This window comes from Streptomyces sp. NPDC049627, from assembly GCF_044465645.1.
In the GTDB taxonomy this organism is placed as follows: Bacteria; Actinomycetota; Actinomycetes; order Streptomycetales; family Streptomycetaceae; genus Streptomyces.
Genome location: NZ_JBITLW010000007.1, coordinates 71830 through 82417, shown reverse-complemented (window position 1 = coordinate 82417; position 10588 = coordinate 71830). Strand labels below are relative to the sequence as shown.

The following is a 10588-nucleotide window of genomic DNA, read 5'->3' as shown; positions in this document are numbered from 1 at the left end:
GTCCCTAGGAGCCGCCCTCCAGCACCTCGATCAGCCGCTCGAACCGGGCCCGCCAGCGCTGTTCCGACTCCGTCTCGCCCTGGAACTCATGGGTGAAGCGGAGCGCGGCGCCCTGCTCGCCGTTCCGTTCCAGGTGGAAGCGGAGTCGGCCGCCGCCCTCGACCGTGTACTCGGCGACCCGCTCCACATCCCACGCGGTGACCCGCCCGGACCCCATGCCGCGCAGCGCGACCGCACCGCCGAGCCGGGGTTCCAGGACGTCGGCGGGCGTGAACCAGGACGCCAGCCCGTCCGGGGTGCTGAACGCCGGCCAGACCGTCTCCATCGGCTGGGGAAGCCGCACCAGGAAATGCAGGATGTGCGTGTTCCCGTGGGTCTGGCTGATGCCCTGTTCTACGGAACCGGTCATGACACCAGCCTGACCCCGCCGGGGCCGAAATGCACCCCTTGCCGCCGCTGACCTGCGGTCTCACACCCCGGCGTACGAGTGCTTGCCGGAGACGAAGATGTTGACGCCGTAGTAGTTGAACAGCCAGCAGCCGAAGGCGATCAAGGCCAGGTAGGCGGCCTTGCGGCCCTTCCAGCCGGCCGTCGCGCGGGCGTGCAGGTAGCAGGCGTACACGATCCACGTGATGAAGGACCAGGTCTCCTTCGGGTCCCAGCCCCAGTAGCGGCCCCAGGCGTCGCCCGCCCAGATGGCGCCCGCGATGATCGTGAACGTCCACAGCGGGAAGACCGCGGCGTTGACGCGGTAGGAGAACTTGTCGAGGGACGCCGAGGCGGGCAGCCGGTCGAGGACGGAGTTCGCGAAACGGCCCGGGGTGCCGCCGTTCGCCAGCTTGTTCTCGTAGCTGTCCTTGAAGAGATAGAGCAGCGTGGAGACGGCGCCGACGTAGAACACCGCGCCGCAGAAGATCGCCGTGGAGACGTGGATGTACAGCCAGTACGAGTGAAGAGCGGGAACCAACTGGTCGCTGGCGGTGTACAAGACAGTGACGGCGAGGCCGAGATCGAGGAGGACCGTGGTGATCAGGAACAGCCCGAGCCAGCGCACGTTCTTCTTCAGCGCCAGCAGTCCGAGGTACACGCCGACGGCGACCGTGGAGAAGGTGATGTTGAACTCGTACATGTTGCCCCACGGCGCCCGCTGCACCGACAGAGCCCGCGCGAGCACACCACCGAACTCGATCAGGAAGGCGAGGGCGGTGAGGGAGATGGCGATACGCCCGTAGAGGTCGCCCTGCTCGTCCCCGCCGTGCGCCCCGGGCCCGTCCGGCACGTCCCGCTGCCCGGCCGTGGCCCGCACGACGACCTTCGGCCGCTCCAGTACGGCCGTGGAGCCGCCCTTCTGCACGGTGACGGCGGGCGCGGCGGCCTTCTTGACCTTCGCCGGGGTGAGCGCGGCGGCCGTACGGCCGACCTTGCTGCGGCTGCCGAGGAGCCATTCGGCGATGTATGCGAAGAAGGCCAGCGTGTAGACGGCCATCGACGAGTAGATCAGCGTGTTGCTGATGTTGGCGAGGTTTTCGTTGGTGGCGGCGGCCAGCTCGGTCGCGGCGGCGAGAGTCACTTGGTCTCAGCCCCTTCGGCGGGTGCGACTTGGGGGTCGGGGGTGCGGGTGTCGGCGTCGTCGTCCGAGCTGTCGCCCGGGGGGTCGTCGTCGGGGTCGGGTGCGCCCGGTGCCTGCTCGTACAGGACCCCGGCGAGGTCGCCGAGCTCCTCGGGGACCTTGGCGGACTCGCTGCGGCCCAGCCCGGCCATCTCGACGACGGTGATGCCGTCCGCGCCCTTGACCGCCCGCACCCACACGCGGCGACGCTGGATGAAGAGGGAGGCGGCCAGGCCGAAGATCGCGGCGAGGGCACCAACCAGCGCCCAGCCGCTGCCGGGCTGGCGGGCGACCTGGAAGCCGGCCCACTCCTTGATGTCCTTCTCGAAGGTGAGAGAACCGGCGCCGTTCGGGAGCTTCATGGTCTCGCCGGGCTTGAGGTTCTCCCGGAGCTGCTCGCCCTTGGAGTTCTTGAAGCCCTTCAGGTCCTTCTTGTTGAGCTGGTACACGTTCTGCGGGAGGCCCGAGTTGACACCGAGTTCACCGTGGTAGGCCGCCAGGTTCAGCACCGGGTTGAGCAGCGCCGGGAACTGCGAGACGACCGCGGTGCCGTCGCCGCCGTAGGACGGCAGGAAGAAGGCCTGGAAGCCGAGCTGGTCCCACTTGCCCTTGGCGTCGCGGTAGCCGTCCATGACCTTGATCGAGCCGGTGGAGGTGACGTTGCCGTCCAGCGGGAGGAGGGGCACGGCGTCGTGGAAGACGACCTTGCCGCGGCCGTCGCGGACCGTGATGACGGGGGCGTAGCCGTGGCTGACTAGGTAGACCTTCGAGTCGCCGATCTCCAGCGGCTCGTTGACCTTGACTGTGGTCCTCTTGTCCTTGCCGTAGGCGCCGACGCTGTAGGCGATGTCGGCCTGGTAGGTGCGCGGGGTGCCGCGGTTGGGGCCGGTCACCTCGTAGGTGCCCTTGAAGTTCTTCAGGGTGAAGCTGAAGGGGTCGAGGTCGTCCTGGTTGAAGAGGCTGCCGGACTTGAAGTCGTCGTACTGGGTGAGGGTGTTGGAGAAGCCGTCGCCCTCGACGATCAGCTTGTTGCCCTCGGACTTGAACAGCTGGCCCCAGGCGAACGCGGTCAGCAACACGACCAGCGCGATATGGAAGACGAGGTTGCCGACCTCGCGCAGATAGCCCTTCTCGGCGGCCACGGCGTCACCGGCGAGGTGCGCGCGGAAGCGGCGCTTCTTCAGCAGCGCGAGCGCGGCCTCGCGGACCTGCTCCGGTTCGGCCTCGGTGCGCCAGGTGGTGTGGGCGGGCAGCCGGGTCAGCCGCCGGGGCGCGGCCGGCGGGCGGCTGCGCAGCTGGCCGACGAACTGCCAGGTGCGCGGGACGATGCAGCCGATGAGGGAGACGAACAGCAGGATGTAGATCGCGGAGAACCACACCGAGCTGTAGACGTGGAAGAGGCCGAGCTTGTCGTAGATCGGCGCGAGCGTGGAGTGCGCCTTGCGGAACTCGGCGACCTTCATCTCGTCGATGCCGGTCTGCGGGATGAGCGAGCCGGGGATCGCGCCGAGCGACAGCAGCAGGAGCAGCAGCAGTGCGACCCGCATCGAGGTGAGCTGCCGCCAGAACCAGCGGGCCCAGCCGATGACGCCGAAGGAGGGCGGGCCGGCGAGCTCCTCGGTGGGGGCGGTGGACAGCTGGGAGCCGGCGGCGCCCAGGTCCTGGTCCTCGGCCCGGCCCGGGGTGTTGTCCGTTGTGGTGTTGCTCATCGATCAGATCCCCACAGTGAAGCCGTTGGACCAGACCTGCATCTCCTGCACGATGCGGTCCCACGCGCCGGTCAGCAGCAGCGCCCCGGTCGCGATCATCATGATGCCGCCGATGCGCATGACCCAGACGTAGTGGCGCTTGACCCAGGCGAAGGCGCCGAGGGCCTTGCGGAAGGCTACGGCAGCGAGCACGAAGGGGATGCCGAGGCCCAGGCAGTAGGCGACGGTCAGGATGGCGCCGCGGCCGGCGCTGGCCTGCTCGAAGGAGAGGGCCTGCACGGAGGCGAGGGTGGGTCCGATGCACGGGGTCCAGCCGACGCCGAACAGCGCGCCGAGCAGCGGGGCGCCGACCAGCCCGGCAACCGGCCGCTTGTGGAAACGGAACTCGCGCTGGGTGAGCCAGGGCATCAGACCCATGAAGAAGACGCCCATGAGGATCATGAGCACGCCGAGCACCTTGGACAGGACACCCTTGTTGTCCTGCAGCGTCTGACCGAAGTACCCGAACAGCGCCCCGCCGGAGACGAACACGACGGTGAAGCCGAGCACGAACAGCGAGGCCCCGGCGGCCATCCGCCCGCGCCGCGCGTCGGCGAGGTCGGTGCCGCTGACTCCGGTGACGTACGACAGATAACCGGGCACGAGGGGCAGGACACAGGGCGAGAAGAAGGAGACGAGGCCGCCGAGCACGGCGATCGGCAGCGCGAGCAGGAGGGCACCGTGCAGCACGGTGCCGTTGTTCTCCGCGGCGAGGGTGAACGCTGCGCTCACGTCACTTCTCCGCGAGCACGGGCTCGATCATGCCCCGCAGCGTCTCCTCGCCGAGGGGCTGCAGCGCACGGGCGGCGATCTTGCCCTCCCGGTCGATGACGAGCGTGGAGGGGATCAGCTGCGGGTTGAGCGTGCCCTTCTTGAAGCGGAGCATCAGCTTGCCCGTCGGGTCGTACAGGCTCGGGTAGGTGACGCCCTGCTCCTCCTCGAAGGCGAGCGCGGGCGTGGTGCTGGTGTCGCGGGTGTTGATGCCGACGAACTGAACGCCCTGGCCCTTGAGGTCGGTGTAGACCTTCTCGAAGTTCTTCGCCTCGAGCCGGCAGGGCCCGCACCACGAGCCCCACACGTTGACGACGAGGATCTTGCCCTTGTAGTCAGTGGTGCTCAGCTGCTTGCCGTCGATCGTCTTGCCGGACAACTCGGGCGCCGCGGCGCGCTTGCCCTGCGCGACCGTGGCGACGCCGTTGTTACCGGTGACGAAATTGGTGTCGCCGCCACCCCCGGACGTACCGCCCGAACTGCACGCGGACAGGGTCAGCGCGGCGACGGCGGCGCTGGTGGTGGCGAGCAGGGCGACACGGCTGCGGGCGCGACGGGCGGCACTCATGTGAAAAGTTTCGCATGCCCGTTCTGAGGATCTTGCACACCCCCCTTGCGGGCGGAAACCCGCATTTCAGGCGGCGTTTACGAGCTGGAGGAAGAGCCCGTGGAGGAACTGGTGGAGGAGCCGCTGGAAGAACCGCTGGAAGAACCGGCGGAGCCGCCCTTCATGAACGCGTTCCAGCCGCCGGCGGGCTCCTGCCCGACCTCGAGCGTGCGCAGCCTGTCGAGCACCTCCGGCTTCTGTACGTCCATCCAGTCCACGAACTGCCGGAAGGAGACGAGCCGGATGTCGGCGCCCTTCTCCTTCTCCCGCGCGATGTGCTTGAGGGCTTCCTCGACGGCGTCCATGTATATGCCGCCGTTCCACTGCTCGAAGTGGTTGCCGACGAAGAAGGGTGCGCGGTTTGTCTCGTATGCCCGCTTGAAGCCCTGGATGTACGCCTGCGCGGACTGCTCACGCCAGCCCGGGTAGTTGTGACTGGGCGCGTTGGTCGAGTTGACCGACTGGTTGGCGAGCATGTTGTAGTCCATGGACAGGACCTCGAACGAACGTCCGGGGAAAGGTATCTGCTGCAACGGCAGATCCCACAGCCCCTGCTTCTTCACCGGCCACACCTGACGCCCGCCCGGCGACGAGGCGTCGTACCGCCAGCCCAGTTCACGGGCGGTGGGCAGCAGGTTGTCCTGGCCGAGGAGACAGGGCGTACGGCCGCCGACGAGCTCCTTGTCGTAGTCGAAGGGCAGGGACGGCAGGTCGGTCCAGCCGCTGTTGGTCCGCCACTCCTTCACGAAGGCCTTGGCCTGATCGATCTCGCTGCGCCACTGCTTCGGCGTCCAGTTCCCGACCGTGCCGGTGCCGCCGCAGAAGTGGCCGTTGAAGTGGGTGCCTATCTCGTGGCCGTCGAGCCAGGCCTGGCGCACGTTCTTCAGCGTCTGCTTGATGTGGTCGTCGCTGAGGTAGCCGATGTCGGAGGCGCCGCGCGGGTTGTTCGGGGGGTCGTAGAGGCGCTTCTTCGACTCGGGCAGCAGATAGAGCCCCGAGAGGAAGAAGGTCATGTGCGCGTCGTGCTGCTTGGCGAGGTCGAGGAAGCGCGGGAAGAGTCCGTTGCCGACCTCGCCGGCGCCGTCCCAGGAGAAGACGACGAACTGCGGCGGCTCCTGACCGGGCTCCAGCGGCTCGGGCTTGGCCGGCTGGTGGGGCTGCTTGCCGGTGTAGGAGGTGGAGCCGTCGCCGATGGGGCGGGCGCGGTTGGCCTGGGTGCCGGGCTCGTTGTCCGAGCCCTTTCCGGAACCTCCACCCTGGTTCGACCCGTCTGACGACGTGAGGGTGCCGCAGCCGGCGAGTCCGACAGCTGCGGCCGTCCCTACGCCGAGCCCTATGAGTCCCCTTCGGCTGACATTGCGCATTGGTGCCCCATCCGTCGTGCTTGCCTGGTGGTCACCCAGTCAGAGGGCACGACGAACGGGGAGGTTCCTCCGGATCTCGGAGGATTCGAAACAAATGTCACAGTTGTGTCATAGGCGGCAATGTCGGCAATGTCAGGCGCCGAAGGCCTTGTCCTTCCCCTTCACCGGCTTGGCGCCGGCACGGAGATGGGCGGGCACGAGATCGATGGCGGGCTCGGTGTAGCCGACGGACACGATCCTGTCGCCCTGGTACGTGAAGCTCGTCAGGGACGCCAGCGTGCACTGCCGCTTGCGCGGGTCGTGCCACAGCCGCCGCTTCTCGACGTAACTCCGCACGATCCAGATCGGCAGCTGATGACTGACGAGCACGGCCTCGTGCCCCCGCGCGGCGTCCTTGGCGGAGTCGAGCGCGCCCATCATGCGGATGACCTGGTCGACGTACGGCTCGCCCCAGGACGGCTTGAAGGGGTTGACGAGGTGCTTCCAGTTCTCCGGCTTCTTGAGGGCCCCGTCCCCGACGCCGAAGGTCTTGCCCTGGAAGACGTTGTCGGCCTCGATGAGCCGCTCGTCGGTCGCGAGGTCCAGCCCGTGCGCCTTGGCGATCGGCGTCGCGGTCTCCTGCGCCCGCTCCAGCGGGGAGGAGCAGACGTACGTGATGTCCCGGGGGGCCAGATGCTCGGCGACCCGGTCGGCCATCTGCCGCCCCAGCTCGGAAAGGTGATACCCGGCGAGACGGCCGTAGAGGATCCCGTCCGGGTTGGCGACCTCGCCGTGCCGCATAAGGTGGACGACGGTGATGTCGCTCGCGTTGTTGTCGCTCTTACCGGTGATGTCGCCGCTCATGCCGCCGTGGCCTCCGCCGCCGCTCGGGCCGCCGCCGGGAGGGCGTCGGCGATGCGCTGTACGGCCTGCTCGTCATGGGCCGTGGACACGAACCAGGACTCGAAGGACGAGGGCGGCAGGTAGACGCCCTGCGCCAGCATCGAGTGGAAGAAGGCAGTGAAGCGGAAGGACTCCTGCCGCTTGGCGTCCTCGTAGTTCTGGACGGCCCGGTCCGTGAAGAAGACGGAGAACATGTTGGAGGCGCTCTGCAGCCGGTGCGCGACGCCTTCCTTGGTGAGGGCCTCCGTGACGAGGGACTGGACGGTCGCCGACACGGCGTTGATCCTGTCGTACGCCGCCTCGTCGAGGAGCCGCAGCTGGGCGAGGCCGGCGGCGGTGGCGACGGGGTTACCGGAGAGGGTGCCGGCCTGGTAGACGGGCCCGGCGGGCGCGAGGTGGGCCATGACATCGGCACGGCCACCGAAGGCGGCGGCCGGGAAGCCGCCCCCCATCACCTTGCCGAAGGTCATGAGGTCGGGCCTGACCCCGTCGATGCCGTACCAGCCGGCGCGGCTGGTACGGAAGCCGGTCATGACCTCGTCGGAGATGTAGAGGGCGCCGTTGCGCTGGCAGGCGTCCTTCAGTCCCTGGTTGAAGCCGGGGAGCGGCGGGACGACGCCCATGTTGCCGGGCGAGGCCTCGGTGATCACACAGGCGATCTCGCCGGGGTGCCGGTGGAAGGCCTCCTGCACGGCCTCCAGGTCGTTGTAGGGCAGGACGATGGTGTCGCCGGCCTGGGCGCCGGTGACACCGGGGGTGTCGGGAAGGGCGAAGGTGGCGACGCCCGACCCGGCCGCGGCGAGCAGCGAGTCGACGTGCCCGTGGTAACACCCGGCGAACTTGATCACCTTGGTGCGCCGGGTGAACCCGCGGGCGAGCCGGATGGCGGACATGGTGGCCTCGGTCCCGCTGGAGACGAGCCGCACCTGCTCCAGCGGCTCGATCCGGTCGACCATCTCCTCGGCGAGGGCGACCTCGCCCTCACCCGGCGTACCGAAGGAGGTACCGCGGGAGACGGCGTCCTGGACGGCGGCGATGACCTCGGGGTGGGAGTGCCCGAGGATCATGGGTCCCCAGGAGCAGACGAGGTCGACGTACTCACGTCCGTCGGCGTCGGTCAGGTACGGACCGGTGCCGGACACCATGAACCGGGGCGTACCGCCCACGGCACGGAAGGCGCGCACCGGGGAGTTCACGCCGCCTGGCGTGACGGCGGCACCGCGGTCGAACAGGGCCTGCGAGGCCGGTGCTTCGTATGGATAGGGCGATTCGCTCATGGGCCTGCGACTTCTCCGACCTTCTGTCGACTTCTCGGACTGTCGATTGCCAGTGACCTCCTCAGGGTAGGCCAGCGGGGAGTGACGGCAGCGGGCCACCGCTGACCGGGTCCTGGGGCCACCGCCGACCGGCCCCCCGGGGCCGCCGCTGACCGAACCCTGGGGCTGCCACTGACCGGCAGTGGGTCGACCGTTGCGCCGGCAACCGGCGTCCCCTCTCCCGCGATCTGCGAGACTGGACGTGATACACACAGCTCATGCGGGGTGTGATGGTCGGGGACTGAAAAGATCCTGCGGACAGGTGTTTCGACGCACGTTTCGGCGGGCGGCCGTGGGGGAGGTCACTGACACGATGATCGGGTTGCGCGGCTGGGGCCACGCGTCCTAGAAAAGCAGTCGGGTGGAGATATGCATCGCGGTGGCGGACTGGGCGAGGGGACTGATGACCTGGGTCCTCGACGTGCCCGGCGGGGAAGGCACCGGCGCGACGCGGAGGATTCGAACGAAGCACGCCAGGGACACGTAGTACCGGATATGCCTGGTACACCGAACGAGTCAGAGCGGGCCGACCGACGCATGGATCGGCTGAGGGCGAGCAGGAATGGTGGTCGGGTGGGGGTGACGTACAAGTACTTCGGCGCGCCGGACGGCGCGACCGCGGCCCGCGTCCCGATCTCGATGCGCCCCGAAGAACTCGGCGGCGACGAACTCGGCATGAACGGCATGTTCACCAAGATCAAGCCGGAGACGATGGCCGCGATGGTCCTGACGGGCATCGAAGGCGTCCCCCTGCACAAGGTGCCGCCGCTGGAGCTGGTCGTCCTGCACCCCGACTACGCGGTGGTCAAGCTGCCGATGACGGTGGTGGACCCGCTGCGGGGCATAGGAGAGGAAGCGGTCGGCGCGGCCGCGTTCATCTGGTCGACGGTGCCGGACCGGGGTGGGCCCCGGGATGCGTTCAATGTGTACCAGCTGCTGCACGAGTGGCAGGACTTCAGCCATCGGTTGCATGAGGCGGGGCATCAGCCTTATTGCCTTGTGTGGCCCTGAGCTGGGGTTTCGCGGGATTCGGGCGAGGTCTTCGGGCCTCGCCCTTTTGGCGCCGGGGAGGGGCCGTCAGGCGGCCAGGGCACATTGAGGGCACATTGGTTTCGCTGGGGGCACTGATGTGCCCTGGGTGCCGGGCCGGTCGTCCTCGCCTTCGGCCTCGGCTTCTCCTCCGGCTTCTGTGAAGGCGTCGTCGATCGCCTTGCGGGTGCAGGTCTCGCTGGACGGCAGCAGGTGCGTGTACGTCCGCAGCGTGAAGCCCGGGTCCGAGTGGCCGAGGTACTCGGAGAGCGCCTTGATGCTCTCCCCCGCGTCCAGGAGCACGGAGGCGTAGGCGTGCCGGAGGGCATGCATGCCGTCTTCCGGAGCCGCCTGGAGGTAGCGCGCCCCGCGCTCTCGGGGAGGGATCACGCCGGCAGCGGCAAGAGCGCGCTTCCAGTCGCCCATGTTGAAGACGCTGCGGTTGTAGGCCCGCCTCTTCTTGTCGACGAAGAGGAGGCGGAAGGTTTTCGGCTCGCCGTCCGGCTTGCCCCACGGCAGGGCGACATCGACCGGCGGGAACTCCTTCATGTGCGCCTTGAGGGCTGCAGCGAGCAGAGCCGACAGGGGCACTGACCGGATCCTGTTGCCCTTGGGCAGGGCGAAGACGGGCTTCGTACCGACCAGCCGCACCTGGCGGTTGACGTGGATCCAGCCGCCCTTGAAGTCGATGTCCTCGACGGCGAAGCCGAACACCTCGCCCTGCCGCAGACCGCAGCCGAAGGCGAGCTTGCCGCCGGCCTGGAAGCGCTTCGGGAGTCCGGCGATGACCGCGCGGACGCGCTCCGGCGACCAGGGGATGATCTTCTTCTTGGTCGCGGTCGGAAGCTTGACCGACTTCGCCTTGCACGGGTTCTTCGGCAGCAGCCCGTCCTCCACGGCTGCGCCAAGGATGCTGGAAAGGATGTCGAAGATGCCCTCGATCGTCGACACCTCCAGGCCGGCGTCCTGGAGGGTGCGGATCCAACCCTGGATGACCGAGGGCTGGTTGAGGGACCGCAGCTCACGTCGGCCGAGGTGCTCGACGATGTGGTTGCGGACGGTCGCCTCGTAGCGGAGCGCGGTCGTCGGGCCGACGGAGTCGGAGAACTGGCCTTCGACGGCAACCGCTACACCGACGCAGCCGCGTCCTACACGCTCGCCGCCTCCGCGAGCAAAGAAGCCCAGTCCTACGACCTGTGGGCATGCTCCCTGGTCCGACACGCATACGTCGACCTCTACGAGCCCGCTACGCAGAGGCGGCC

At 68.5% G+C, this 10588-nt stretch carries 10 protein-coding genes; 1 reads left to right on the top strand and 9 read right to left on the bottom strand.

Features of this window, described 5'->3' with window-relative positions; translation table 11 throughout:
• Positions 1–4: 4 nt before the first annotated feature.
• The 8 genes from ACIBU0_RS19960 to hemL form a co-directional block, all read right to left on the bottom strand.
• On the bottom strand, positions 5–409 hold the full coding sequence (locus ACIBU0_RS19960) for an SRPBCC domain-containing protein (protein WP_398819861.1): 405 nt from the start codon (positions 407–409) through the stop codon (positions 5–7).
• Between the two features lie 60 nt (positions 410–469).
• The gene (ccsB, locus tag ACIBU0_RS19955; protein ID WP_398819858.1) at positions 470–1570 is read right to left on the bottom strand and encodes a c-type cytochrome biogenesis protein CcsB; all 1101 of its coding nucleotides are present in this window, start codon (positions 1568–1570) and stop codon (positions 470–472) included.
• Positions 1567–3318 carry a cytochrome c biogenesis protein ResB gene (locus ACIBU0_RS19950; RefSeq protein ID WP_398819855.1) on the bottom strand — a complete coding sequence of 584 codons (1752 nt, stop codon included), beginning with the start codon at positions 3316–3318 and terminating at the stop codon, positions 1567–1569. The genes ccsB and ACIBU0_RS19950 overlap by 4 nt, the downstream gene beginning before the upstream one ends.
• Before the next feature lie 3 nt (positions 3319–3321).
• Positions 3322–4089 carry a cytochrome c biogenesis CcdA family protein gene (locus ACIBU0_RS19945; RefSeq protein WP_398819852.1) on the bottom strand — a complete coding sequence of 256 codons (768 nt, stop codon included), beginning with the start codon at positions 4087–4089 and terminating at the stop codon, positions 3322–3324.
• A 1-nt stretch (position 4090) separates the two neighbouring features.
• Positions 4091–4696, bottom strand: a complete 606-nt coding sequence (locus ACIBU0_RS19940; protein ID WP_398819849.1) for a TlpA family protein disulfide reductase — start codon at positions 4694–4696, stop codon at positions 4091–4093.
• A 77-nt stretch (positions 4697–4773) separates the two neighbouring features.
• Positions 4774–6099: a hypothetical protein gene (locus ACIBU0_RS19935; RefSeq protein ID WP_398819846.1), complete on the bottom strand. Its 1326-nt coding sequence runs from the start codon at positions 6097–6099 to the stop codon at positions 4774–4776.
• Between the two features lie 132 nt (positions 6100–6231).
• Positions 6232–6942, bottom strand: a complete 711-nt coding sequence (locus ACIBU0_RS19930) for a histidine phosphatase family protein (RefSeq protein ID WP_398819843.1) — start codon at positions 6940–6942, stop codon at positions 6232–6234.
• Positions 6939–8258 (bottom strand): glutamate-1-semialdehyde 2,1-aminomutase, encoded by a 1320-nt coding sequence (gene hemL / locus ACIBU0_RS19925; RefSeq protein WP_398819840.1) that lies wholly within the window; start codon positions 8256–8258, stop codon positions 6939–6941. Before hemL ends, ACIBU0_RS19930 begins: the two co-directional genes overlap by 4 nt.
• Before the next feature lie 612 nt (positions 8259–8870).
• Between hemL and ACIBU0_RS19920 the strand changes: the two genes are divergently transcribed.
• Positions 8871–9308: a hypothetical protein gene (locus tag ACIBU0_RS19920; protein WP_003974483.1), complete on the top strand. Its 438-nt coding sequence runs from the start codon at positions 8871–8873 to the stop codon at positions 9306–9308.
• A gap of 66 nt (positions 9309–9374) precedes the next feature.
• Here the strand turns inward: ACIBU0_RS19920 and ACIBU0_RS19915 are convergent, their stop codons facing one another.
• A complete protein-coding gene (locus tag ACIBU0_RS19915; RefSeq protein WP_398819837.1) occupies positions 9375–10547 on the bottom strand; it encodes a tyrosine-type recombinase/integrase in 1173 nt (390 codons plus the stop codon).
• Positions 10548–10588: the final 41 nt, after the last annotated feature.

What these genes read in the sequence shown, in the direction of transcription:
- ACIBU0_RS19935 (WP_398819846.1), bottom strand. Translation starts at nt 6,099, where the DNA reads ATGCGCAATGTCAGCCGAAGGGGACTCATAGGGCTCGGCGTAGGGACG.
- ACIBU0_RS19930 (WP_398819843.1), bottom strand. Translation starts at nt 6,942, where the DNA reads ATGAGCGGCGACATCACCGGTAAGAGCGACAACAACGCGAGCGACATC.
- ACIBU0_RS19950 (WP_398819855.1), bottom strand. Translation starts at nt 3,318, where the DNA reads ATGAGCAACACCACAACGGACAACACCCCGGGCCGGGCCGAGGACCAG.
- hemL (WP_398819840.1), bottom strand. Translation starts at nt 8,258, where the DNA reads ATGAGCGAATCGCCCTATCCATACGAAGCACCGGCCTCGCAGGCCCTG.
- ACIBU0_RS19940 (WP_398819849.1), bottom strand. Translation starts at nt 4,696, where the DNA reads ATGAGTGCCGCCCGTCGCGCCCGCAGCCGTGTCGCCCTGCTCGCCACC.
- ACIBU0_RS19960 (WP_398819861.1), bottom strand. Translation starts at nt 409, where the DNA reads ATGACCGGTTCCGTAGAACAGGGCATCAGCCAGACCCACGGGAACACG.